Annotated in this window: 24 protein-coding genes and 1 tRNA gene; 23 read left to right on the top strand and 2 right to left on the bottom strand. The window is 60.1% G+C overall.

Annotated features, from left to right (window positions below; translation table 11 throughout):
- The first annotated feature begins 88 nt into the window (after nt 1-88).
- The 5 genes from OU426_RS14330 to OU426_RS14310 all read left to right on the top strand — a co-directional run bounded on the left by OU426_RS14330 (nt 89) and on the right by OU426_RS14310 (nt 3,693).
- A complete protein-coding gene (locus OU426_RS14330; RefSeq protein ID WP_267634713.1) occupies nt 89-976 on the top strand; it encodes a hypothetical protein in 888 nt (295 codons plus the stop codon).
- A gap of 138 nt (nt 977-1,114) precedes the next feature.
- Nucleotides 1,115-1,351: a helix-turn-helix transcriptional regulator gene (locus tag OU426_RS14325; protein WP_267634712.1), complete on the top strand. Its 237-nt coding sequence runs from the start codon at nt 1,115-1,117 to the stop codon at nt 1,349-1,351.
- A 187-nt stretch (nt 1,352-1,538) separates the two neighbouring features.
- Nucleotides 1,539-1,991, top strand: coding sequence for a DUF2924 domain-containing protein (locus OU426_RS14320; RefSeq protein ID WP_267634711.1), 453 nt, complete (start codon nt 1,539-1,541; stop codon nt 1,989-1,991).
- Nucleotides 1,988-3,313 carry a recombinase family protein gene (locus OU426_RS14315; RefSeq protein ID WP_267634710.1) on the top strand — a complete coding sequence of 442 codons (1,326 nt, stop codon included), beginning with the start codon at nt 1,988-1,990 and terminating at the stop codon, nt 3,311-3,313. Before OU426_RS14320 ends, OU426_RS14315 begins: the two co-directional genes overlap by 4 nt.
- Complete coding sequence (locus OU426_RS14310) at nt 3,310-3,693, top strand: ParB/RepB/Spo0J family partition protein (RefSeq protein WP_267634709.1); 384 nt, start codon at nt 3,310-3,312, stop codon at nt 3,691-3,693. Before OU426_RS14315 ends, OU426_RS14310 begins: the two co-directional genes overlap by 4 nt.
- 161 nt (nt 3,694-3,854) lie before the next feature.
- Here OU426_RS14310 and OU426_RS14305 read toward each other — a convergent pair whose 3' ends face one another.
- Entirely contained in the window at nt 3,855-4,568 is a 714-nt protein-coding gene (locus OU426_RS14305) for a GntR family transcriptional regulator (RefSeq protein WP_267634708.1), read from the bottom strand.
- A 198-nt stretch (nt 4,569-4,766) separates the two neighbouring features.
- Here OU426_RS14305 and OU426_RS14300 point away from each other — a divergent pair, with 198 nt between their 5' ends.
- The 15 genes from OU426_RS14300 (at nt 4,767) to OU426_RS14230 (ending at nt 21,320) form a co-directional block, all read left to right on the top strand.
- Entirely contained in the window at nt 4,767-5,954 is a 1,188-nt protein-coding gene (locus tag OU426_RS14300) for an ABC transporter substrate-binding protein (protein WP_267634707.1), read from the top strand.
- Nucleotides 5,955-6,063: 109 nt separating this feature from the next.
- A complete protein-coding gene (locus tag OU426_RS14295; protein ID WP_267634706.1) occupies nt 6,064-6,933 on the top strand; it encodes a branched-chain amino acid ABC transporter permease in 870 nt (289 codons plus the stop codon).
- Nucleotide 6,934: 1 nt separating this feature from the next.
- Nucleotides 6,935-7,906 carry a branched-chain amino acid ABC transporter permease gene (locus OU426_RS14290; RefSeq protein ID WP_267634705.1) on the top strand — a complete coding sequence of 324 codons (972 nt, stop codon included), beginning with the start codon at nt 6,935-6,937 and terminating at the stop codon, nt 7,904-7,906.
- Nucleotides 7,903-8,685, top strand: coding sequence for an ABC transporter ATP-binding protein (locus OU426_RS14285; RefSeq protein ID WP_267634704.1), 783 nt, complete (start codon nt 7,903-7,905; stop codon nt 8,683-8,685). Before OU426_RS14290 ends, OU426_RS14285 begins: the two co-directional genes overlap by 4 nt.
- 3 nt (nt 8,686-8,688) lie before the next feature.
- Nucleotides 8,689-9,411, top strand: a complete 723-nt coding sequence (locus tag OU426_RS14280) for an ABC transporter ATP-binding protein (protein ID WP_267634703.1) — start codon at nt 8,689-8,691, stop codon at nt 9,409-9,411.
- Nucleotides 9,412-10,113, top strand: coding sequence for an aspartate/glutamate racemase family protein (locus tag OU426_RS14275; RefSeq protein WP_267634702.1), 702 nt, complete (start codon nt 9,412-9,414; stop codon nt 10,111-10,113).
- A 719-nt stretch (nt 10,114-10,832) separates the two neighbouring features.
- Nucleotides 10,833-12,134 carry a tyrosine-type recombinase/integrase gene (locus tag OU426_RS14270; RefSeq protein WP_267634701.1) on the top strand — a complete coding sequence of 434 codons (1,302 nt, stop codon included), beginning with the start codon at nt 10,833-10,835 and terminating at the stop codon, nt 12,132-12,134.
- Nucleotides 12,121-12,858 (top strand): hypothetical protein, encoded by a 738-nt coding sequence (locus tag OU426_RS14265; RefSeq protein WP_267634700.1) that lies wholly within the window; start codon nt 12,121-12,123, stop codon nt 12,856-12,858. Before OU426_RS14270 ends, OU426_RS14265 begins: the two co-directional genes overlap by 14 nt.
- Nucleotides 12,859-12,955: 97 nt before the next feature.
- On the top strand, nt 12,956-13,147 hold the full coding sequence (locus tag OU426_RS14260) for a helix-turn-helix transcriptional regulator (RefSeq protein WP_267634699.1): 192 nt from the start codon (nt 12,956-12,958) through the stop codon (nt 13,145-13,147).
- 66 nt (nt 13,148-13,213) lie between these two features.
- Nucleotides 13,214-13,612 carry a helix-turn-helix domain-containing protein gene (locus OU426_RS14255; RefSeq protein ID WP_267634698.1) on the top strand — a complete coding sequence of 133 codons (399 nt, stop codon included), beginning with the start codon at nt 13,214-13,216 and terminating at the stop codon, nt 13,610-13,612.
- 49 nt (nt 13,613-13,661) lie between these two features.
- Nucleotides 13,662-14,687, top strand: a complete 1,026-nt coding sequence (locus tag OU426_RS14250; protein ID WP_267634697.1) for a site-specific integrase — start codon at nt 13,662-13,664, stop codon at nt 14,685-14,687.
- A 56-nt stretch (nt 14,688-14,743) separates the two neighbouring features.
- Nucleotides 14,744-16,300, top strand: coding sequence for a type I restriction-modification system subunit M (locus tag OU426_RS14245; RefSeq protein WP_267634696.1), 1,557 nt, complete (start codon nt 14,744-14,746; stop codon nt 16,298-16,300).
- Nucleotides 16,297-17,241 (top strand): endonuclease NucS domain-containing protein, encoded by a 945-nt coding sequence (locus tag OU426_RS14240; RefSeq protein WP_267634695.1) that lies wholly within the window; start codon nt 16,297-16,299, stop codon nt 17,239-17,241. The genes OU426_RS14245 and OU426_RS14240 overlap by 4 nt, the downstream gene beginning before the upstream one ends.
- The gene (locus OU426_RS14235) at nt 17,238-18,443 is read left to right on the top strand and encodes a restriction endonuclease subunit S (RefSeq protein ID WP_267634694.1); all 1,206 of its coding nucleotides are present in this window, start codon (nt 17,238-17,240) and stop codon (nt 18,441-18,443) included. The genes OU426_RS14240 and OU426_RS14235 overlap by 4 nt, the downstream gene beginning before the upstream one ends.
- A gap of 9 nt (nt 18,444-18,452) precedes the next feature.
- Nucleotides 18,453-21,320 (top strand): type I restriction endonuclease subunit R, encoded by a 2,868-nt coding sequence (locus OU426_RS14230; protein WP_267634693.1) that lies wholly within the window; start codon nt 18,453-18,455, stop codon nt 21,318-21,320.
- 138 nt (nt 21,321-21,458) lie between these two features.
- Here the strand turns inward: OU426_RS14230 and OU426_RS14225 are convergent.
- Nucleotides 21,459-21,548, bottom strand: a tRNA-Ser gene (locus OU426_RS14225).
- 180 nt (nt 21,549-21,728) lie between these two features.
- Between OU426_RS14225 and OU426_RS14220 the strand changes: the two genes are divergently transcribed.
- From OU426_RS14220 to OU426_RS14210, 3 genes are read left to right on the top strand one after another with little or no spacing between them, the layout of a single operon-like run.
- Nucleotides 21,729-22,589 (top strand): DUF2059 domain-containing protein, encoded by an 861-nt coding sequence (locus OU426_RS14220; RefSeq protein ID WP_267634692.1) that lies wholly within the window; start codon nt 21,729-21,731, stop codon nt 22,587-22,589.
- Nucleotides 22,586-23,824 (top strand): hypothetical protein, encoded by a 1,239-nt coding sequence (locus OU426_RS14215; protein WP_267634691.1) that lies wholly within the window; start codon nt 22,586-22,588, stop codon nt 23,822-23,824. Before OU426_RS14220 ends, OU426_RS14215 begins: the two co-directional genes overlap by 4 nt.
- A complete protein-coding gene (locus tag OU426_RS14210) occupies nt 23,821-25,188 on the top strand; it encodes a cytochrome P450 (RefSeq protein WP_267634690.1) in 1,368 nt (455 codons plus the stop codon). The genes OU426_RS14215 and OU426_RS14210 overlap by 4 nt, the downstream gene beginning before the upstream one ends.
- Nucleotides 25,189-25,276: the final 88 nt, after the last annotated feature.

Raw genomic sequence — 25,276 nt, 5'->3', positions numbered from 1 at the left:
CATCACCCCCGTCAGTTCGGGGCCTTGAATCACGCAGCAGCGGCAGCCTCAAGCAGATCAATGGGTCCTGACCCTAGATGACCGTCGCATGGAACTCCTGCGACAGAAGATGGGTCGCCTGCTGGCGTGGGAAGCGCCCCAAATCATCCAGACCGTCGGGCCCTTTGATCCAGGGATATTCGAGCTCTGCGCGACAAGGCGGCGAGAGCTGGGTTCGCTATGCAGAGCCAGGCTGCGGGAGTTTCCGGACGATCAGATCGACGCCCTGTTCGATCGCGGTCATGTCGATCACAAGCAGTTGAAGAAGCTATGGGATAACTTTCTCTACAGCGAGATCAGCGAAGCGTCTCGACTTCCCTCCTGGTATGCGGGCGGCTTCGGTCACCCAGATCACATCGCCGACTTCGAGCACTGGGCCAAGATGCCAACCTTCTCGGTAGCGGAGATGACATGCCTCTCGCTCGGCATCGAGCCAAAGGAGTATTCAGCGGAGGAGCTGAAGTCCCTGCGCGGCCGAGATCGCACAAATCAATGGGAATCCATCCTGTTCCTTTTGAAGACCCATGAACTCCTCGATCGAAAATTCGATCCTCAGAAACACGGATGGCGCATTCAGCCGCGGGATTTCCTGATCTGGATGGACAAGGTCGATTTTAAGGCCCATCCCGAATTTGTCCGGTTGCTGCGGCGGTATCACGGCGATCCCCACACAAAGGAAAAGCAGGACGTCGCAAACGGCTCGGTCGCCTCTGCCAAACCGGACAAGCGCGAGATCGACATGATCGCCCAGCTGCTCACTGCCATCGCGATCGACGCATATGGCTATCGACCCGACCAGGCACGTAGCCCGATCCCCGGGGAAATCGCTGATGTCATGGCGAAGTTCGGCCTGTCGGCTACGCCGGAAACTGTCCGGAAGTATCTCCGACGCGGAGCGGAGCTGTTGCCGGAAGGATGGGATGCGGACCTCGGTTAATCGCTCAGCGAATACCTCGCATTTTTTACAGTCAATTCTATCGCTTACGCCTGATCGCCTTTGACCAGTCGCTGTTTCCGTACAGCCGATCGACGTCATGCCACGCTGCCTGCAGACAAGAAACGAGGTAAGGCGATCATGGAAAGAGCAGGCTCACCAAAACCCGATGACCACACGTCGTCTTCGCTCCTGAGCGAACGCGAACTCGCCGATAGATGGCGGATATCCACCCGGACGTTGCAGCGCTGGCGAGCTGAACGGTATGGCCCCGTGTTCATCAAGATCGGTGGCTCGATCCGTTACCAGTTGAGCGACGTGGTGGCCTTCGAAGAAGGCGGGCGACGGAGCGCGAATGTTCCGGGAAGGTCCGGATGAACCCCCTGTCCCCTACACTGATGACCCCCAAGGAACGTCGGGCTGAGTTGTGTCGGCTCCTGGCGCAGGGGCTGATCCGGCTGATGGCCCGCCAGTCAAGCGAACTATTCGCACCGGAGGGAGAGAGTTCGCTTGGACATCGGGTCGACCGGAGCGGTCATGCAACCCGACCTGACCGGAGAGTTGCATGACCCACGATCCCATCCCCGCACGCCTGGCCGCACTGAAGACCATGCCGACGCCCGACCTGAAGGCTGAGTGGCGCGATCTCTTCGACAGTGAGCCGCCGCCCTTCAACCGCCGCTACCTCGAGTCCCGCCTGGCGTACCGCATCCAGGAACTCGCCTATGGCGGGCTGAAGCCCGAGACGATCCGGCGGCTGGAACGGCTGGGCGAGGAACTCGATGGAGGGGACAAGAAGAAGCGCGGACTGCGCCTCGACCGCGACCGACCCATCACCGGCACGCGGCTGCTGCGCGAATGGCAGGGTGTCGAGTATGTCGTCACGGTCACCGCCGATGGCTTCGAATGGCAAGGGCGGCCCTACAAGTCGCTGTCCGCCATCGCCCGGGCAATCACCGGCACGCGCTGGAACGGCTGGACCTTTTTCGGACTAAAGAACCACAGGGGGCGGAGATGAACGCCCTCGACAAAGCCGACAAGGTGGTCCGCAAGCTGCGCTGCGCCATCTACACCCGCAAATCCTCCGAGGAAGGGTTGGAACAGGAGTTCAACTCGCTCCACGCCCAGCGCGAGGCCTGCGAGGCGTACATCGCCAGCCAGCGGTCCGAGGGCTGGGTGCTGGTCCGCGATCAATATGACGACGGCGGTATCTCTGGCGGCACGTTGGAACGCCCCGGCCTGAAGCGGTTGATGGCCGACATCGAGGACGGACTGGTCGATGTGGTGGTGGTCTACAAGATCGACCGTCTCAGCCGGTCGCTCGCCGACTTCGCCAAACTGGTCGAGGTGTTCGACCGCAACGGCGTGACCTTCGTCTCGGTGACCCAATCCTTCAACACGACCACGTCGATGGGGCGGCTGACGCTGAACATCCTGCTGTCCTTCGCCCAGTTCGAACGCGAGGTCACGGCCGAGCGCATCCGCGACAAGGTGGCCGCCAGCCGCAAGAAGGGTATGTGGATGGGCGGGGTGCCGCCCTTCGGCTACCGCGTCGAAAACCGGAAGCTGGTCGTCGACGAGGAGGCCGCCGCGAACGTGCGCTGGATCTTCGCGCGCTTCCTCGAGATCGGTTCCTGCACGATGCTGGCCCGTGAGGTCGGCGCGCGGGGCATTGCCACGCCACGGGGCAACTGGATCGACAAGAAGTATCTCTACCGGATGCTCAGCAATCGCGCCTATATCGGGGAGGCGGTACACAAGGGCGACAGCTACCCCGGCGAGCACGACGCGATCATCGACCGCGAGACTTGGGAGAAAGTTCACGCCATCCTGCAGGAAAGCCCCCGCAAGCGCGCTGCCCGCACCCGCGCCAACACGCCCGCACTGCTGAAGGGGTTGCTCTATGGCCCCGACGGCGCAGCCTTCTCGCCGACGCATACCCGCAAGGGTGGCAGGCTCTATCGCTACTATGTCAGCCAGGCGGTGTTGAAACATGGTGCCAGGTCATGCCCAGTGGGTCGCGTGCCCGCTGTTGAGGTCGAAGCAGCCGTCATCGACCAACTGCGCGCCGTGTTCCGCCAGCCGGAGATCGTTGAGGGGATTTGGAAGGCTGCACGCGGCCGAGTCGTCGACGTCACAGAAGCCGATGCCCGCGAGGCACTGATCCAGCTCGACCCGCTTTGGGACGAACTGTTCCCCGCCGAGCAGGCGCGCATCGTCACGCTGCTGGTCGAGCGCGTGGACATCGGCACGGCTGGGCTCAACGTCCGGCTGCGCGTCGACGGGCTCTGCGGCCTCGCGCGCGAGATGCTGGCCGGTGGCATCGAGGCGGCCGCATGAACCGCAGCACACCGATCCCGGAGACTATGACGCTCCATGTCCCGTTCCGGATCGTGAAGCGCGGCGGGCGCAAGGAGATGCAGATGCCCGAAGGTGCCACGCAACCGCGCCGGACCGATAGCACGTTGATCAAGGCGCTGGCGCGCGCCTTCCGTTGGAAGCGCATGCTGGAGACCGGCGCGTTCGCCACCATCGCCGAACTGGCCGAACGCGAGGGGATCGCGCCGTCCTACATGACGCGAGTCCTGCGGCTCTCTCTGCTCGCGCCCGACATTGTCGAGGCGATCCTCGATGGCTTGCAGGGACCGGAGGTGACGCTGGCGCGGGTGCGGGAGCCGTTTCCGTTGGAGTGGATGGAGCAGCGATCAGGCCTTTGTTGATCGACGCATCCGGCCCATAGCCGTCACTGGGCGAGTACATCGTTTGGCACTTCCAGCTTTCAAAAAGCAGCCATTTGGGACCGATTGATCTTCGCGTTCGTGTCGCTTCATGAGCGCCGAAGGATAAGGCGGCTCAGCAAATTTCTGGGCGCGCGCTCAGGCTACTTCCGCTTGAACAAATTCACCAGATCGACCGCGCCGCCTGTCTTGTTGCCGAGCTCAAGGCTCCCCTCGATCACACGCAAATGCTCGGCCATCAGATCGGCAGCGGCCTTGCCGTCACGCGTCTTGAACGCATTCAGGATCCGCTCATGATCATCGTCCCGACAGTTCGTCACGCTGGGCGCCCCAAAGATCCCGATGATCAGCGATGTACGTGTGACCAGTTCCTTCATCATTCGCAGCATCACAGAATTTGCGGCGATCTGGGCCAGTAGCAGATGAAACTGGCCCGACAGGCGGATCGCTTCCTGTCGGCTGTCCTCGTGGTGCGCCGCGTGTTCCTTCATCAGATGGGCGGAAAGGTTTGCAATATCTTCGACCGAGGCCCGCTCCACGGCAAGACGCGCGATCGTCGGCTCCATCGTCATGCGCGCTTCGAAAACCTCTCGCGCCTGTTGCGGCGACGGCGACGCTACGAAGGCGCCACGGTTGGCTTGCAGATCGACCACTTCGCGGCTGGCAAGCAACAGTAGCGCACGCCGGATGCGCATGCGTCCGACTCCGAAAGCCTCGCACAGCACCGATTCGGACAGCTTCGTACCAGGTGGCAGACGTTGTTCGACAACAGCTTCGAAAATGCGGTCGACGATGTCTTCTTCGGCAATTTCATCGACGCCTGACAGGTCGTCAATGGATCGGGGCGCAGCAGTCATTTGGACCATGCCTGAATAGTTTCGCAGCAACTACAGCCAGATAGTTAACAAAGGTATCTCTATCAATCTCGGTTAAGAGTTCGCAATAAGGAAAAATTTTGTTGACGTGATTGTTAACAAAATGACAAGCTTCAGGAAAAGATCCCCAAAGGGGGACGAGACTTCCATCCACCATCTGGCTCACAGGGAGTTTGCCACATGCATCGTCGTACCATTCTGAAGACCACCGCGCTGGTCACGGTTGCCAGCTTTGCTCTCTTTGGCACTGCTTTTGCCGAAAACCCGGTTCTGAAGATCGGCTTCGTCGGTGTGACCTCGGGCCCGGCCGCCGCCTGGGGCACATCGAACCAGCGTTCGATGGAAACCCGCGCCGCCTGGATCAACGAGACCGGCGGTTATGACATCGGCGGCACCAAATATGACGTCGAGATCGTCTCGTTCGACGACCAGAAAGACCCTAAGCGCGCTATTGCGGGCATGGAGCAGATGGCGCAAGCTGGCATCCACTATGTCGTCGGTCCGAACGTCGATGATGGCGCTGCCGCCGTCCGCCCGGTGGCCGAGCAGAACGGGATCATGTATTTCCCCTATGCCTTCCCGAAAGAACTCTACACCGCGCCCGCCTCGAACGCGGTTCTGGGGATGGTTGCCAACTATCAGTCCGGACCCGCCATCTACAAATATCTGATGGATAACAATGGGGTGAAGAAGGTGGCCTTCGTTGCCGCCAATGAATCCGACCCATTGAGCCAACGTGACAGCGGGTCGGCCGCCGCCAAGGCGCTGGGGCTGGAAGTCGTGTCCGACAGCGTGACCTACCAGGTCGACACGACCGACTTCACCCCGGTGCTGCTGCCGGTGATCCAGACCGCGCCTGACCTTCTCGTCCTGTCTGGCGTGTCCCCCGCAAACGCACCGCAGCTGATCCGTTCCGCGCGCGAACTGGGTTACGCGGGCCTCATCTCGACAGAGACCGCACAGGACGCTGCCGTGCTGCAGGAAGGTGCGGGCGAGCTGGCCAACGGCTTCATCTCGGTCGGCGGCGCCTCCACGCCAGAACTGGCGTCGGAAGCGATGCGCGAATTCGTTGACCGCTACACCAAGATGTTCGGAGAATACAACGACGAGTCGAACACGAAGGTCTATGCGCTGGAATATATCCTGGCGACGATGGCGGCTAATCCCGCGGCAATCGATAATGTCGAGGAATTCAAGAAGACCATGGACACGTTCGAGGCCCCGAACCCCTATATGGTCGGTGATGCCAAGTTGAAATATGTCGGCACCACCTCCTTCGGGCAGAAGCGCCAAGTCTCGGTGCCTCTGGTGGTTAACACCTTCAACAACGGCGCCTTCGAGACGCTGTTTGTGGCGCAAGTGGACTGATCGCACCGACCTGCGTGACTGATCGTTGACGCAGGTCTCTCACCTGCGTCACCAAGGGGCCCGGTATCTCCTCGTTTCCGGGCCCCGCCCTCACCAGAAAGGGTTCCAGATGGAACAGATCCTCGCCAATGGGCTCTATCTCGGCGCCCAATACGCCCTGATTGCGCTCGGGCTGACGCTGATCTTCTCGCTGATGAATGTCCTGAACTTTGCCCACGGGCAGATGTATGTCTTCGGCGGCTTCGTCACTTATACTGTTGTCGCGCAATGGGGCCTGCCCTTCATCCTGGGACTTGTCGCATCTGCCATAATCCTTGCCGTGATGGGCGCGCTGATCGAGGTTTTCCTTTTTCGACCAGTGATCCGGAAATCGAAACGTGATGAAAGCACCATGCTGCTGGCGGCCGGCATCGCCTTTTTCCTGGACGCGGTGATCCTGCTACTGTTCGGCGAAAAGCAGCGCGGCGTGCCGAAGATCCTGAACGGTGTCTTCAATTGGGACATGCGGATCATCATGCCCTACGACCGGATCCTGATCCTGGTCCTGGCTATCGCGATGATCGCTGGGTTCATCGCGCTAATGCAATATACGAAGGCGGGCCGCGCGATGCGGGCTCTTGCGCAGGACCGGATGGCCGCGCAGTTGATGGGCGTCGATGTCGACCGCTATTCGATGATCGGCTTTGCGCTTGGCGCGATGCTGGCGGGCCTCGTCGGCGGGCTATTGGTCACGATCACTGGGATCAACCTTGGCATGGGTGGGCCGACCTCGGTCAAGGCCTTCATGATGATCATGATCGGGGGCGCGGGCGTGATTTCCGGCGCCATTGCCGGAGGGTTCATCCTGGGCATGATGGAAAGCATCGGCCTGACGGTTCTGGCGGCCTATGGCGACATCACCTATCTGGTGATCTTCGCCTCGCTGATGGTCTTCCTGGCCTTCCGCCCACAAGGGCTGATGGGCAAGCCGTGGGGTTGAGATGATGAACAAGACCTATGCCGGCCTGGCGGCCTTTCTCCTGGCGATCTTCGTCCTGATCCCCGTCGTCATAAGCGCCACAGGCCGCTGGGATCTTTACTACACGCTGACTTCGGTCGCGCTCCTGTCAATCGGGGCGGCCGGCGTTTGGCTTACCTTCTATATCGGCCGCATTAACATCGGCCAGGGCGCCTATGCGCTGATGGGGGGCTATGTCTCGGCAGTGCTGATGACCCAGGCGGGCTTTTCCTTCTGGGCGACCTTGCCTCTGGCCGGGATCTTCTGCGCGGCGGTGTCGGTGCTTATCGGCCTGCCTATCCTGCGGCTGCGCGGCGTTTACTTCGCCATGATCACCCTCGTGCTGACCGAGGTGGCGCGGCTGACCGCACTGGCTTTGCCGGTTACGAACGGCGCCAAGGGGATCACCTCGATCCCGCTGCCGGGCGAGCTGCCGATCTTCGGCCTGACGCTGATCCCCGATTTCGCTTCGATGGAAAGCCCGAAGCTGGCCTTCTATCTTCTGGCCGTGACGCTGATGGTTCTGACCTATCTGGTGCTTTGGCGGATCGTGAATTCAAGGCTGGGTCACCTCTGCCGCAGCCTGCAACAGAATGAGGAGCTTTCGGCCTCGATCGGGGTCAACACCGCCTATCTGAGGGTGCTGGCCTATGCGATCTCGTCCTTCTTCGGTGGTTTGGCGGGGGCGGTCTTCGTGGCGATCTCGCAGTCCATCTACCCATCCTCCTTCGCGGTAACCGACAGCGTGAACTTCATGCTCTACTGTTTCGTCGGCGGGCTTGGTTATGTGGGCGGCCCAATGCTGGGGACCTTTCTCCTCTATTTCGGCTGGGACCTGCTGTCTGTCGCCAAGGAATACCAGCTTCTCATCTACTCCAGCGCCATGATCGCGCTGATGCTGGTCCTGCCCAACGGCGTCCTCAGCCTCTTTGACCGGAAAGGCGGCCGTAAATGAGCCCGATCCTGCAAATCAAGGGCATCACCAAGAAGTACGGTGGCCTGACCGCAAACAATAACATCAGTTTCGAGGTGAACGAACGCGAAATCCTTTCGGTGATCGGGCCGAACGGGGCCGGTAAATCGACGCTGTTCAAGCTGATCGCATCCTTCGTGCCAGCCAGCGCAGGCGAGGTGCTTTTCCGCGGCCAGCGCATCAGCAACCTGGCGCCGCATAAGGTGGCGCGGATGGGTGTGGTGCGCACCTTCCAGGAAACCACCATCTTCAAGTCGATGACGGTGCGCGAAAACATCATCGTCGCGCACCACTTGCGGTCCAAGGCCTCGCTCCTCGGATTCTTCTTCGGTAGCAAGCAAGCCCGCGCCGATGAAGCCGAATTCGGCCGTTCCGCCGATGAAATCATCACTTTCCTCGGCCTGCAGGCGATCCGGGACGAACTCGCCTCGAACTTGCCACAGGGACATTTGCGGGCGCTCGGCATGGCGATTGGGCTTGCCACCGATCCAAAGGTCCTGCTCCTCGATGAACCCTTCGCCGGAATGAACCATGACGAGACGATGAAGATGGTCACCCAAGTCCGCCGCCTGCGCGACGAACGTGGGGTCACGGTGCTGCTGGTCGAGCATGACATGCCCGCGGTGATGAAGATCTCCGACCGTATCGTGGTCATCAATTTCGGCGAAAAGATCGCAGAGGGCACGCCTGCAGAAATCCAAGCGAACCCGAAGGTGATCGAGGCCTACCTCGGCTCCGAAGACGCAGCGATTGGGATTTAGGCCATGACAGAGATGCTGAACTTCAAGGATGTCGAGCTTTACTACGATCATGTTTATGCGCTGAAGGGTGTGTCGCTGACCTTGAATGAGGGCGAGACGGTGGCGCTGATCGGGGCGAACGGGGCCGGAAAGTCCTCTATCCTGCGGGCGATTACCGGGCTGCGGAAGATCAAGTCCGGTTCAATTCATTTCATGGGCGAAAGACTGGATGGCACACCCGCTGCCGAGATCGTGAAACGTGGCATCGCCATGGTCCCCGAGGGCCGCCGGGTATTCCCCTTCATGTCAGTGAAAGACAACCTCCTGATGGGCGCCTTCACCCGCACCGACAAGGCGGGTATCGCCAATACGCTGGAAAGCGTCCTGACCCGGTTTCCCCGACTGAAGGAGCGGTTCAGCCAACAGGCCAGCACGCTTTCGGGGGGCGAACAGCAGATGATGGTGATCGGGCGCGCACTGATGGCCAAGCCCAAGCTTCTGCTTCTGGACGAACCCTCACTCGGGATCGCGCCGAAACTGGTGCAGGACATAGCCCGGGCCATCGTGGCGATCAGCCGCGACGAGAAGGTCACGGTGCTCCTTGTCGAACAGAACAGTCGAATGGCGCTGTCCATCTCCAGCCGCGCCTATGCCATGTCGACCGGTTCGGTGGTGTTGTCGGGCGAGTCGAAAGACCTGATACACGATGACCGGATCAAGGCCGCCTACCTTGGGGGTGAGCTGTAAATGCGCATTCTTGTGGTGAACCCCAACACGACCACCTCGATGACGGAAAAGATCGGCGCGGCGGCACGGCGGGTTGCATCGGAAGGAACCGATATACTGGCCGTCAATTCGACCAGCGGGCCCGAATCCATCGAAGGCTTCTATGACGAGGCTATGTCGCTGGCGGGGATGTTTACCGTCATTCGCACGACGCCCGACTATGATGCCGTGGTCATCGCCTGTTTCGACGACACCGGGCTCGACGCCGCGCGCTGCCTGACCGACAAGCCGGTCATCGGCATCGGCGAGGCCGGCTACCACATGGCCTCGATGATCGCGAACAAGTTCTCTGTCGTGACGACCCTGGCGCGCTCCGTGCCGGCGCTGGAACACAACCTTCACCGCTATGGCCTGATGGCTCGCTGTTCCCGCGTCCGCTCCTCCGAAGTTGCGGTGCTGGAACTCGAACACCCCGGTTCAGATGCCTGCAACCGGATCAGTGCAGAAATCGGACGTGCCGTCGCAGAAGATCGCGCCGAAGCAATCGTCTTGGGCTGCGCCGGAATGGCCGACCTCGCGGACGCTCTGGCCAAGGAACACGGGTTGCCTGTGCTTGATGGTGTGACTTGCGCCGTTGGGTTGGCCGAAGCGATGGTCAGAATGCGCATCCGGACCTCACGGCTCGGAGGCTATAGTCCGCCCCCCGCACATAAGGTAGTTTGACACCTTCGGCAGTGCCGTCCGGACAGGCCATGTTGGTGTTCTGACCGACACGAAGAACCCGTCCAAAATGAACTGGGCCGAAAAGCTGCACCATGAACGGAAGACCGCTTTAGGCGAGTGCTGAAACCGTTCGACATCCCATGCGAAAGACCGCTTTCCGCCCTTTTCGCAAAAGAGACTGGCGGCAGAAAAGGCATTTGTCTCCTTCAGATTTGGCCGTCCGGATGGCCGGCTTCGCGCATGCTTATCGGCGAAACCGCACTTAGTCGCCACGCGGGCAAGGTTGGATTTCAGTTCCATTTCACCGGTCGCGACTGGTGTCGAAGTGTTCAGGTGGGGCGTCGGAAAAACCTATTATGTTCTGATAGTTGCAAGCTATTCACCAAATCCGCGCAGTCATGAGGTCCGGAGAATATCGCCCATGAGAGACCACTTTTGGACCTTCCGGAGCCACCGACGGTGCTCAGCCCACGCTGCATAACTCTCAAGAACAACAGAAAAATCCGGCCTCAGCCGGATCCGGAGAACGCTTTTGCGATGGCAAGTGGCGGAGAGGGTGCCCGCCACTTTGGCGTTTTTTCTTTTTGAGATCAGATGCGTAAGTGTAGCGCACCTGCTTGTTTCCACTGGAAAACCCATCATCTCGCCTATGCAGGCTTGTGCGACCCCATGCGAGAGGTTACATTTCCTATAGTGGGTTAGATGATGGGTATACCTCCATGCCTAAGATCGCGGAAGAGTTGTCTGCGCTTGAAGTGCGGAACCTTTCGCACCCATCGGGCAAGGGGAACGCTCTTTTTTCTGTAGGTGGCGTTACAGGGCTCTATCTTCAGATCACGCCGAAAGGCGGACGATCATGGATACTCCGAACTACGGTTGGAAGTGCGCGGCGGGATATCGGGCTGGGCGGTTTCCCGACAGTGACACTTGCCCAAGCCCGCGACAAGGCGCGCGAGGCCCGCGACAAGATCGCGCGGGGTGTTGATCCCGTTGCTGAACGACACGCAGCGAAGGCCACGCTTGTCGCGGCGGCAGGGCGAGGGCTGACCTTTGAGACGGCAATGAGCCGATATCTGGCTGCAAAACTGGATGCCTTCAAGAATGCCAAGCACCGGCAGCAATGGCAGAACACGCTGACACACTACGCTCTGCCCGTCTTGGGCAAGATGATGGTGCAGGATATCGACGTGCGGGACGTGCTGCGTGTCCTGCAACCCCTTTGGCACGATAAGACGGAAACCGCATCGCGGCTGCGGGGCCGGATCGAAAGTGTCCTGTCATGGGCGACCGTGGCGGGGCACAGGAAGGGCGACAACCCTGCTCGCTGGGCCGGGAACCTCAAGGAACTTCTGCCCGCGCCATCAAAGGTAGCGAAGGAGGGTAATCAGCCCGCATTGACTCTTGAAGACGCACCTCGCTGGTTTGCTTCCCTCAAGGCGCGCGATGGCTTAGGTGCGCGGGCGCTCGAATTCCTTGCGCTAACGGCCACCCGGTCGCAGGAAGTGCGTGGTGCGACTTGGGACGAAATCGACCTGGACAAAGCTCTGTGGATCGTTCCCGCCGCGCGTATCAAGATGGGCCGGGAGCATCGTGTGCCGCTAACCGAAGAAGCGCTTGCGCTTCTCAAGGCGCTGCCCCGCATGGAGGACAACGAATTGGTGTTCCCTGCTGCCCGGGGCGGTCAGTTGTCGGACATGACGGTTTCGGCGGTTATGCGGCGCATGAGCGAGGCAGATATCGCGAAAAGTGGCACTGGTTTCCTTGACCGTGTGTCCAAACGCCCCGCAGTGCCACATGGATTGCGATCCACATTTCGCGATTGGGTCGCCGAGCGGACAAGCTACCCCGGCGACATGGCCGAGGTTGCACTAGCCCACAAGATCAGTAACGCTGTCGAAGCGTCATACCGGCGAGGCGATATGATAGACAAGCGGCGGAGGATGATGGCAGATTGGGCCAACTTTCTGACTAGCAGGAACACCGAGGGTAGGGTTCTGGCGCTTCGCGATGTTCGCACCTGAAGGTTTCATAAGCCTATTTGAGATCAAGGAAGTCTTTGCAGAGCTTGCAAGGGAATGGCGACTAGCTAATCCCCATCCAGATGACCCGGAACCTCACGGCATACCTAGCGACGAGACCTTCGGCTATGCTGATCCAAACTGGCAGCGCGAGGCGGCCTATTGCGAGTGGTTAATGCAAGGTTTCCTGAATCAACAGGAACGCAATCTCTACGCAAGCACATCAGATGGGCGAGCTATAAAGCTTGCGGCACTACTGGTTCAACGGCATCATGTCTTTGATGGTCCGTTCGAAGACTGGCCCAAGGGCTGGCAGAGCATTCTTGATCATGTGCAGGACCCTTTTACGTTCGTGAATGCCGCCGGTTATAGAATCGATCTGAGCCATGCGAAGAAGTTTGCACATTTTGCCGATCTAGAAGACATCCTTCCCTTCGTTGCTAAGGTCGATGGCTGTCCAGTTTGCTGGCCGCTGCCAAGAAACGGACGCAGGCTGGATTGGTTGGAGTTATGTGGCGTTCCAAAAACCACATCACAGCCGAAATTGGACTTGTCGCCGGACGCGGTTTCAAAGCGCATTCTCCAGACATGGAATGAAAATCAAAAGCTTACAAGATCGCAGATCAAGGATATCGTAGCGCCAGGTCTTTCTGCGCGTAAGTTCGGAATTGCTTGGGCGATCGCCGTTTCTGCGAATTCAAAGCTCTCCGTTCCCGGCAGGAAATAATCCCAACACCGTATCGATACGGAAGTTTTTCCTGTCAGATTTTTTGAATAACAACATGGGATTACGTCTGCTCCATCTCGCAACGATGGAGTCGCATATGCCTGAAACATACCTCACGGATCGCCAGATCGGTGAACGCTTCGGCGTCCACCATCTGACTCCGCGCCGCTGGGTGCGGGAGGACCCGACCTTTCCGCGCCCAGTGAAACTCTCGCCGGGTTGTACAAGGTGGAAGCTTTCCGAGATTGAGGCTTGGGAGGCGCTCAAAGCCAAGGTCAGCGCCAAGTGACGCAACCGGTCCCAGCACATCATCAGGCACGGTCTGATCATGGTTAGTCGATCGTCCCACCGCGCCTTGCGCGCCGCGCGCAGCTATACCCTTGAGGAGGCAGGAACAGCGCTGGGCGTTTCTCAAGGCACGATACGCAACTGGGTCAAGAAGGGCCTGCGGATTATGAACGCCCAGCGCCCCTATCTGATCTTGGGCGAGGACCTGAAGGAATTCAGGCAGACCCAATTGGTAAAGCGCAAGGCGGCCCTGCAGCCCACTCAACTCTATTGCCTTAGCTGCAAGGCACCACGAACCCCCATGGGCATGTTGGTGGACTGCATTCCCCAGACGGCCACCACGGCCCGGCTGATGGGCCTGTGCGAGGCCTGTGGCGGCACCTGCAACCGGATGATCAGCCGGGCGAAGATCGACCACTACCGCGAAATTTTCGCGTTGGCGGAGAAGGGCGGAAAGACAGCCTAAGGGATACGTCGAAACCTCTCTGAAACTGTCACTTCGAAAGGGCACCGCTATGGCTAGGAAATTTGTCGAGGAAAACGAACGGATCAAGCGCCGCTATCTGCAATATCTGCGGGAAGCCAAGCGCTGCGATATGGCGACGGTGGACAAAACCGCAGAAGGAATCTTGCGCTTCGAACGCAGCACCGGCTTCAAGCCGTTCAAGCGCTTCCATATCGATCAGGCAATGAAGTTCAAAGCCGAGATTTGCGCCGCGCGGAACAACAGGACCGCCAAGCCCCTGTCCAAGGCAACCATCGATGGCACCCTTCGCGCGGTGAAGGCTTTTGTCAGCTGGTTGGCCGGACAGCCGGGCTACCGATCGCGGATCAGCTATGGCGACGCCGAATATTTCAACCTAAACGCCAAGGACGTTCGCGTGGCCCATGCCCAGCGCGACGCGGCCTATCCGACAATGGAACAGTGCCGCCATGCCTTCGTGCAGATGCCCAGCACCACACCTCTTCAGCGCCGCGACAAAGCGATTTTCGCGTTTCTTATGCTGACCGGATCGCGGGATGGTGCGGTCGCATCCTTCCGGCTCAAGCGCATCGACCTTGTGCAGGGTTGCGCCTATCAGGATGCCCGCGACGTGCGCACCAAGTTCGCCAAGAGTTTTACGACGTGGTTCTTGCCGGTTGATCCCATCTATCGCGAATTTTTCGTCGATTGGGTCGCCTTCCTGCGCAATGACCTGCTATTCGGCAACGAAGACGCCTTATTCCCCAAACAGGAAATCGGTCAAGTCGACCAGGCTTTTTCCGTCACCGGCTTTTCCCGCGAGACCTACGCCAATGCGGACGCCATACGATCGGTGATCAAGGACGCATTCGTGGCCGCTGGCCTGCCCGCCTTTGCCCCTCACTCTTTCCGCAAAACCTTGGTCAAATGGGCCGACGGCTACTTCACCTCCCGCGAAGCGTTCAAAGCCTTCTCACAGAACATCGGCCACGACAGCGAACTCACAACGGTCGGTTCTTACCTGATGGTTTCTCAGGAACGGCAGGCGGAACTCATGCGGGGGCCGACCAGCGGTTAAGCCTTTAGTTTTGCCGCAGATTGGTGAAATGTGCCCCGAGGAAGTTGAGGGACCCCATGACCGACGACCAGAAGAAAAAACTTGAGCAAAAGCTTTGGGATATCGCCAACACCCTGCGCGGCAAGATGAATGCGGATGAGTTCCGCGACTACATCCTGGGGTTCATCTTCTACAAATACTTGTCCGAAAGGCTGCACCTCTATGCCAACTCGATCCTGACCGAAGACGGGATCGATTTTGCCGACATCAAGGAAAACACCGACGAAGGCCGCGCCTATCTGCAGGCTGTGGCCGATGCCGCCATTGAACAGCTGGGTTATTTCCTCAAGCCGTCCGAACTGTTCCGTGCCCTGGCCAGGCGGGGGGCGCAGGCGGGGCAGTTCATCCTGGAAGACCTGGCCCGCATCCTGAACAACATCGAACGCTCGACCATGGGCACCGAATCTGAGGATGACTTCGACGACCTTTTTTCCGACATGGACCTGACATCCTCGAAACTTGGCCGGACGGAGGAGGCCAAGAACACCCTGATCACCAAGGTTCTGACCCATCTGGACGAGATCGACTTTGATCTGGCCAATGCCGACAGCGACGTTCTGGGCGATGCCTATGAATACCTGATCGGCCAGTTCGCCAGCGGAGCGGGCAAGAAGGCGGGCGAGTTCTATACCCCGCAGGAAGTCTCCACCATCCTTGCCCGCATCGTCACCACCGGCAAGACACGGCTTAAGAATGTCTATGACCCGACCTGCGGTTCGGGGTCGCTCCTGTTGCGCGTGGCGAAAGAGGCGACAGTGGGCGATTTCTTCGGGCAGGAGATGAACCGCACGACCTACAACCTTGCCCGCATGAACATGATCCTGCACGGCGTCCACTACCGCAACTTCAACCTGAAACAGGAAGACACGCTCGAACACCCCCAGCACGTCGACAAGCGGTTCGAGGCGGTGGTGGCCAACCCGCCCTTTTCGGCGCAGTGGTCGGCCAACCCGCTGCTGCTAACCGATGATCGCTATGCCCAATATGGCCGCCTTGCCCCTGCGTCCAAGGCAGACTTCGCCTTTGTTCAACACATGCTGCACCAGCTGGACGATAACGGCACCATGGCCGTGATCTTGCCCCATGGCGTGCTGTTCCGGGGTGCTGCCGAGGGGCATATCCGCGAATATATCATCAAGGAACGCAACTGGCTGGATGCGGTGATCGGCCTGCCTGCGAACATCTTCTACGGCACCTCGATCCCGACCTGCATCCTGGTCTTCAAGAAATGCCGCGAATGGCCCGAGGATATCCTGTTCGTCGACGCCAGCACTTGCTTTGAAAAGGCCAAGAACCAGAACGTCCTGTTGCCCGAACACATCGAACGCATCGTCACAGCCTACCGCTCGCGCGTCGTCGAACCCCGGTTCTCGCACCGCGCCAGACTGTCCGAAATCGCCGAGAACGACTACAACCTGAACATCCCCCGCTACGTCGACACCTTCGAGGCCGAGGCGCAAATTGATCTTGCCGCCGTCGCCGCCGAACTGAAAGCCAACGTCAAAGGCATGGCCGATCTTGACGCCCAGATTGCTGCCTTCTGCGCCGAACTTGGCATCGAGGCCCCGGTATGACCGCGCCAAAGGAATACCGCCGCATCATGCTCGGGCGCAAAAGCGCCAATGCCGCCGATGGGTTGCAAGGCGGCTGGATCGCTGCCGGGTTTCTGTTCGGCATCGACCTGACCGGAAAGTTCCCGCCCACCTTCCAAGAGTTCAACGCCGCCATGCGCGACATCTGGCTTGCCCAGAACCCCGGCAAGTCAAAGGTCGCGGCGGGGCTCGCTTGCGGCATGCTGCACACCATCTGCCATGGTGCGCAAAAGGGCGACATCGTTCTGACCCCCGACACCCAAGGCAATATCCACTTTGGCGAGATCAGCGGCAATTACTTCTACGACCCGACCTATGAACTGCCGCACAAACGCCCCGTCCATTGGTTCGGCAAATATGTGCACCGCAATGATCTGAGCGAGGCCCTGCAAAACTCGATGGGGTCGGTTGGCACGGTCAGCAACGTCACCAAGCATGGCCCCGAGATCGAGGCGATCTTGGGCGACAAACAGCCGCCTGCCTTGGTCGCCTCTGACCCCGATGTCGAAGATGTCAGCGTCTTTGCGCTGGAACGTCATCTGGAAGATTTCCTTGCCGCCAATTGGGCTGCGACGCCCTTGGGCAAGACCCACACCCTATACGCCATCGAAGGCGAGACGACCGGGCAGCAGTTTCCCACCGACACCGGCCCCATCGACATTCTGGCGATCAGCAAGGACGGGAAAGAGCTGCTGGTGGTCGAGTTGAAACGAGGCCGCGCGAGTGACCGGGTGGTTGGCCAGATACAGCGCTATATGGGCTATGTGCTGGCCGAACTGGCCGAGCCGGGCCAGACCGTGCGCGGGGTGATCATCGCGCTGGAAGATGACCTTCGCCTGCGCCGCGCGCTGAGCGTGGCCCCCAACATTGATTTCTACCGCTATCAGGTCAGCTTTCACCTGCTGCCGGGGGGTGGGGCATGAGCGGTACAGGTGGGAGCGTGCCACGGCTGCGGTTTCCGGGGTTTGGGGGGGAGTGGGGTCATCTAAAGCTTGGTGAGCTTGGTCCAGTTTCGATGTGTAAGAGGATAATGAAAGAGGAAACCAACACGACCGGGGATGTGCCATTTTACAAGATTGGGACTTTCGGGAAGGAGCCAGACGCCTTCATCTCAACAGAACTATATGCGAAATTTAAGAAAAAATACCCGTACCCAAAAGTGGGCGATATCTTGATATCTGCGGCGGGAACTATTGGAAGGTTAGTAATCTTTGATGGAAGCCCTGCCTACTTTCAAGATTCGAATATCGTTTGGGTTGCGAACGGCGAAGAGAAGGTTTCAAACGCCTTCTTATTTCACTGCTATGAAAACACGCGCTGGACAACCGAAAACACAACTATCGCTAGATTGTATAATGACAACCTTAGAAGCCTGAGGCTTGTCGCCCCCAGCCTCCCCGAACAAAAGAAAATCGCCGCCTTCCTTGGCGCGGTGGACGCCAAGATTGCGGCGCTGCGGGCGCGGGTTTTGGGGTTGCAGACCTACAAACGTGGGCTGATGCAATCGCTGTTCAGCCAAACCCTCCGCTTCACCCAACCCGACGGCACCGCCTTTCCCGAGTGGGAAGAAAAGCGGTTGGGGGAGGTGGCGACACGCTGCAAAGCCAAGAATGGCGATCTTCAATACATGCGCGTTTTGACCAATTCTGCTGCGCAAGGCGTGGTCGATCAAGGTAGTTACTTTGATAAGGATATTGCCAACGCCGAAAACCTTGGCGGCTACTACATCGTCAAGTTGGGCGATTTTGTTTACAATCCCCGGATTTCTGTGACAGCCCCGGTTGGACCGATAAAAAGAAACGATGTAGGTGATGGCGTTATGTCACCGCTCTACACGGTTTTCCGTTTCAAAGAAGCAAACACTGACTTTTTTAACACCTTCTTCGAAACAACCTTTTGGCATGACTACATGAAGTCAGTTGCAAATTATGGCGCGCGTCACGACCGGATGGCTATCTCTATGGGGGATTTCATGGACATGCCCTTGCCCTTCCCCCACCCCGAAGAACAAGCCAAAATCGTCGAAGCCCTCTCGGCCATGGATGCCAAAATCTCAGCGGTGCAGGCTCAGGTCGACCGCATGCAGGATTTCAAAAAGGGTCTGCTCCAGCAGATGTTTGTCTAAGGGGTAAGCATGGCCGACTATCAATCCGAAGCGCAGATGGAGGCGGGCTTGCTGGCCCGCCTGATTGGCCTTGGCTATGCCCCCGTCACCCTGCCAGACTCTGCCGCCCTGCACGCCAACCTGCGCCTGCAGCTGGGTATTCAGAACAACATCACCCTGTCCGACACCGAATTTGCCCGCGTGCTGAACCATCTGGACAAGGGCAATGTCTTTGACCGCGCCAAGACCCTGCGCGGGCGTATGCATCTGGCGCGCGATGATGGCACCTCGGCCTATCTCCAGTTTCTGAACTGCGACGAATGGTGCCGCAACCAGTATCAGGTGGCCACTCAGGTGACCGTCGAGGGCCACCACAAGACCCGCTACGACATCACGCTGCTGATCAACGGCCTGCCCTTGGTGCAGATCGAGCTGAAGCGGCGCGGGGTGGAGCTGCGCGAGGCCTTCAACCAGATCAACCGTTATCAGCGCCACAGCTATTGGGCCGACGCGGGGCTGTTTCAATATGTGCAGCTGTTCGTCATCTCGAACGGCGTGAACACGAAATACTACGCCAACAACCGCGATCAGGATTTCAAGCAGACCTTCTACTGGGCGACCGAGGATAACACCCTGATCACCCAGATCGACGCCTTTGCCGACGTGTTCCTTGAAAAGTGCCACATGTCGAAGATGGTGGCGAAATACATCGTGCTGCACGAAAGCGACAAGGTGCTGATGGTGCTGCGCCCCTATCAGTATTACGCGGTCGAGGCGATTGACGCGCGGGTGAAGGCAGGCCGCAAGAACGGCTATATCTGGCACACCACGGGGTCGGGCAAGACGCTGACCAGCTTCAAGGCCGCGCAACTCCTGATCGAGAACCCCAAGGTCGACAAGGTTGTCTTCGTGGTGGACAGGGCCGATCTGGATTATCAGACGACCAAGGAATTCAACCACTTCTCGGAAGGGTCGGTGGACGGCACCGACAACACCAAGGCGCTGGTGGGCCAGCTGGGTAGCGGCCGCAAGCTGATCGTCACCACCATTCAAAAGCTCAACACGGCGATAGCAAGGCACGAGGCCGCGCTGGAGGCGGTCAAGGATCAGCGCGTGGTCTTCATCTTCGACGAATGCCACCGCTCGCAGTTCGGCGAAACGCACAAGCGGATCGTGCAGTTCTTCAGCCGCGCGCAGCTGTTTGGGTTCACCGGCACCCCGATCTTCGCCGAAAACGCAGTGGGCAAGCAGACTACCAAAGACCTGTTTGCCGAATGCCTGCACAAATATGTCATTACCGACGCGATTGCGGATGAGAACGTGCTGCGGTTCTCGGTCGAATACTGGGGGCGGTTGAAGCGCAAGGACGGCAGTCTGATCGACGAAGACGTGCCCGCGATCAACGTGAAGGAGTTCTTCGAGAACCCCGACCGCATAGAAGGCGTGGTCGACTGGATCATCGCCAACCACGACCGCAAGACCCATGGGAAGCAGTTTTCCGCGATGCTGTGCGTCAGTTCGGTCGACGCGCTGATCACCTATTACGAAGCCTTCAAGCGCAAGCGGGAAGCGGGCCAGCATCATCTGCGCGTGGCCACGATCTTCACCTATGCCGCCAACGAGGAAGACCCCGACGCCGATGGCCTGATCGGCGACCCCGACCTGAACGTCGCTGACCTGCCGGTGAACGTCCACAAGCGCGACAAGCTCGAAAGTTTCGTGGCCGACTACAACGCGATGTATCAGACCAAGGAAACCGTGAAGGACGGCACGGGGTTCTACACCTACTACAACCACCTGAGCCAACGGCTGAAGAACCGTGACCGGAAGGATGCCCAGGACAAGGACCGGCTGGATATCCTGCTGGTGGTCAACATGTTCTTGACCGGGTTCGACGCCAAAAAGGTCAACACGCTCTATGTCGACAAGAACCTGCGTTACCACGGGCTGATACAGGCGTTTTCACGGACCAACCGGATTTTGGGGCAGTTGAAGTCGCAAGGCAACGTGGTTTGCTTTCGCAACCTCAAGCCAAACACCGATCAGGCGATCACGCTGTTCTCGAACAAGGAGGCGATTGAGACGATCCTTCTTGCCCCTTACGAAGACTACCTTGACCAGTTCAACGCCGCAGTGGCCGCCTTGCGTGACATCGCCCCAACCCCCGGTGCGGTTGACGATCTGAAGTCAGAGGTTGACCAACTCGCCTTTGTTCGGGCTTTCCGCGATCTGATCCGCCTGCGAAACGTCCTGACCAGCTTCACCGAGTTCGACCCCAAGGCCTTGGACTTGGACGCCCAGACCTTCGAAGACTACAAAAGCAAGTATCTGGACATTCACGACAAGGCCAAGACCGACAAGCCCACCGATGCGGCTTCGATCATCGATGAGGTCGACTTCGAGTTGGAACTGATTCAGCGTGACGAAATCAACGTGGCCTATATCTTGGCGCTGTTGGCTGCAGCGATGGAAGAGGCTGACAGTCTGGACCCCAAGATTCGTGACGCTTCAAAAGCCAAGCGGAAAATGATTGACGATCTTCTGGGCAGCGAAAAGCAGCTGCGAAGCAAGCGCGAACTGATCGAGAAGTTCATCGAGCAACACATGCCGAGGCTTGGCAAAGGGCAAGACGTTCAAGCGGCCTTCTCTGACTTCTGGAGTGCGGAGAGATTAGCCGCGATTGAGCAAGTCTGCGCGGCTGAACAGATCGACCCTGCGGCCTTCAGGGCCATGATCGAACAATATCACTTCTCGGGCAAACGTCCCTTGCAGGGCGAGATCGTCGATGCGCTGTCGGTGAAACCGAAGATTCTTGAGCGAAAATCCGTTGTGGAGCGCATTGTCGGCAAACTGCTTGGCTTAGTTTCGACCTTCGACGATGGCATGGGGGCGGTCTAAGCGCTGCGTGGGTTACTCTGTTATCTTGAAGTAGGGCCATTAACGCAATGGCGCGAGGCCAAGCATTTTTTCTTTGTGGGGTCCTTTGTGGGGTAATAGCGCGAAGGTGCAACTTTTATTAATAAATTCAAAGACTAATGGCGGAGAGGGTGGGATTCGAACCCACGGTGGGCTTGCACCCACAACGGTTTTCGAGACCGCCCCGATCGACCACTCCGGCACCTCTCCGCACTTCGGGGGTCGTCTGGGGGCGGGGTTTAGCCGGGGTTGCGAGGCTCTGCAACAGCAAAATGCGGCGCCGCCCGCCCGACGGGGCGCGACAAGGCGCCGATCGCCCCGGTGGCGCTTATTGGCACCGGCAGTGACACAGGATAGGCTTCGGCAGCGCTGGTTTGGCAGGTAGGGCGGATGCGGATTGTCGCACTGATTTTTTTCGTCGCGGTTTCCCTTGGCGGCATTGCGACCCGGCCCGCGCTGGCCGAAGCGGCGCGGGTCTCGGATGTCGGTGCCGCTGCGAGTGCGCTTGAAGAGGCGATGCTCATGCCCGAGCTTCTCGACGTGATGGCGCGCGAGGGCGCGGCCTATGGGGGTGATCTGGACCGGCGGTTCCTGCAGGGCGGTGGCGGGTCGTCCTGGCAAGCGGAGGTCGAGCGGATCTATGCGCCGGAGCGTCTCGGCCCGCTCTTCCATGCGGCTTTCGCGGCGGAACTTGACCAAATTGGCGTCGATACAGCGCCCATCCTTGCCTTCCTTGGCTCCGATCTCGGACAGAAGATCATGCGGCTTGAAGTATCGGCCCGCGATGCGCTTAACGATGATGGCGTCGAGGAGAGTGCGCGCGCCATGGCCGGGCGGCTCGAGGTTGAGGGGGACGGCCGGTACAAGACGCTGCGCCGGTTCGTCGACGCCAACCATCTGGTCGACATGAATGTCTCGAGCGCGCTCAATGCCAATGTCGCTTTCCTGAAGGCGCTGTCGGCATCGGCAGGCGCGAAGACGGCGCTGCCCGATGACGAGATCCTCGCCCAGGTCTGGGCGCAGGAGGGAGAGGTACGCGGCGAGACCGACAGCTGGCTGATGGCCTTCGGCACGCTGGCCTACGGCCCGCTGTCGGATGCGGAACTCGAGCTCTATCTGGCATTCTCCGAAACCGCCGAAGGTGTGGCGCTGAACCGGGCGCTCTTTGCAGCCTACGATCGGCTGTTTGTCACCCTCTCGGGCGAACTGGGAGGCGCGGTCGGCCGCTGGATGGTCGGGACCAACCTGTGACAGCGTCTCGATATGCCGCGGAAACCGGTCCGGTCCGGCGCCGGAAACTGTTCTATGTTCCGGGCTACGACCCTTTTCCGCCGCGCCGCTATCGGGAGCTCTACCGCAGCGAGTCAGCGCTGCAGGCGGAACTCTCTGGCCATGATATCGCGCTCACTCCGAAGGCGGGCGGTGGTTATGGCTGGCTGATCGAGGCCGAGGTCGAGGGCCGCGACGTATCGGCCGAAGTCGAGGTTCTGGTCTGGTCTGATCTTGTGAAAGCCTCGATGGGGCAGGGGATCGTCGAGACCTACCGCCAGTTGGCGCGAACCTCCTGGCTTTATCTCCGCTCCGGCGCGCTGAGGCGCCTGATGCGGTTGCGGAAAGGGCCGATGATCGCGGCGCTTTATCCGATCGCGGCGCTGATCTTGCAGCTTCTGATGGCCATCGGCGTCGGTCTTGTGGCGGCGCGCTTTCTGCCGGTCGGCGGGCTTCCGGGCGACCTTCTCGGACTGATCCTTGTGGCGGGCAGCGTCTGGGGCGGGCTCTGGCTCTTCCGCCGCTATGACCGGCGCATCTTCGCCTGGTATCTGATGCATGACTATGCCTTCACCACGGTCGAGGACGGCGCCTATCCAGTGGCGCTCGAGGCGCGGATCGCCGAATTCCGCGCCCGGATTGCCGCCGATCTGGCAGGGGAATGGGACGAGCTTCTGGTGGTCGGCCATTCTTCGGGCGCGCATCTGGCCATCTCGATCCTCGCCGATCTGATCCGGCGCGAGCCGATTCTTCCCGACGGCCCGGCGCTCTCGCTGCTGACGCTCGGGCAGGTGGTGCCGATGGTCAGTTTCCTGCCCGGCGCGGCGCGGCTGCGCGAGGATCTGGCCTATCTCTCCGAGCGGCCCGAACTGGCCTGGGTTGATGTGACCGCTCCGGGCGATGGCTGCGCCTTTGCGCTTTGCGATCCTGTGGCGGTGTCGGGCATGGCGGGTCCGGCGCAGCGCTGGCCGCTTGTCCTCTCGGCCGCCTTCAGCCGAACCCTGTCGCCCGCGCGCTGGCAAAGACTCAGGCGGCGCTATTTCCGGCTGCATTTCCAGTATCTCTGCGCCTTCGACAATCTCAACGGCGCGCCGGACGAGTATGATTATTTCGCGGTGACGGCGGGGCCGAAGACGCTCTGGCAGCGCTTCGGCAGGCGGGCGCCCTCGAAGAGCCGGATCGTGGAGCCGCAAAATCCCTATGGTGCCTTCCGGTGAGCGGGCTCAATCCCGCGCCGAAGCCTGAACCGCGCGCCGATCGCGTCTCGCTCTGGCGCTACCTGCGGCTTTTCCGGCAGGACATACTCTCGGCTCAGCCCGCGCGGCTCTACCGCGCCTGGATGGCGGAATTCCGCACGCCCTTCTTCCGCTCCTACCTCTGCAATCACCCCGACCTGATCGACCTGGTGCTGAAGGAGCGTCCCGCCGAATTCCCGAAATCCGACCGGATCCGCGAAGGGCTGGCGCCGCTTCTCGGCCGGTCGGTCTTCGTCACCAATGGCGCCGAATGGCAGGCGCAACGCCGCATCATCGACCCGGCCTTCGAAGGCGGGCGGCTGCGCGAGATATTTCCGGCGATGCTGGCCGCCGCCGAGGCGGCCTCTGCGCGGCTCGCCGCCCATGAGGGCCGGGTGGTCGAGGTCGAGGAGGCGATGAGCCATGCCGCTGCCGACATCATCTTCCGCACGCTCTTTTCGATCCCGATCGAGGATGAGACGGCGGCGGCGGTCTTTGCCGCCTTCCGCCGCTATCAGCGCGCGCAACCGCTCCTGAACCTCGGCGCCTTCCTGCCCCTGTCGCGCTGGCTGCCGCGCTTTCACCGGAAAAGCGCCCGCCGTGCCGCCCGGGAGATCCGGGCGTTGATCACCCGGCTGACGGAACAGCGGATGGCCGCGATCCGCGCGGGCACCGCACCGGACGACCTCGCCACCAAGATCATGACCACTCCCGATCCTGAATCCGGGCGCTGTTTCACCACAGAGGAGATGGTCGATCAGGTGGCGATCTTCTTCCTTGCCGGGCACGAGACCTCGGCCTCGGCGCTCGCCTGGGCGCTTTATCTGATCGCCGCCCATCCCGAGGTGCAGGAACGCGCGGCGGAGGAAGCGGCGCGCCTGCCGGACCCGTCGGCATTATCGGATGTGGCGGGCCTTACCACCTTGCGCGACATCTTCCGCGAAACGCTCAGGCTCTATCCGCCGGTGCCGATGATGGTGCGGCAGAATAGCTGCCAGGTCGATCTCAGGGGCCGGGCGGTCCGGGCCGGCGCGCAGATCGTGCTCTCGCCCTGGCATGTGCACAGGCACGAACGGCTTTGGCACGATCCTGACATATTCGATCCGGATCGATGGCGGCGGGAGGATGGCCGAACTTCGGCGCGGCAAGCCTATTTCCCCTTCTCGGCCGGCCCGCGCGTCTGCCCGGGCGCGGGCTTTGCCATGATCGAGGGGCCGCTTGTTCTGGCGGTTCTCCTGAAATCCTGGCGATTCGCGGTCCGAAAAGCAGATATTCCCGCCCCGGTTGCATTTCTGACCGTTCGATCCCGATCCGGCATCAGACTGTTTCTGAGCGGTCGGCAATAACCAGCCACCCCTCTGAGGGACCCGACGTCGTATTCGCATGACTTGGGTTGACCCAGATTTTGCCGCAGTTTAGCCACAGCGCTCGCTC

Origin of the sequence: Frigidibacter sp. RF13, assembly GCF_026626305.1 — a bacterium.
Classification (GTDB): domain Bacteria; phylum Pseudomonadota; class Alphaproteobacteria; order Rhodobacterales; family Rhodobacteraceae; genus TMP-24.
This window is presented reverse-complemented; position numbering and strand designations above follow the sequence as displayed.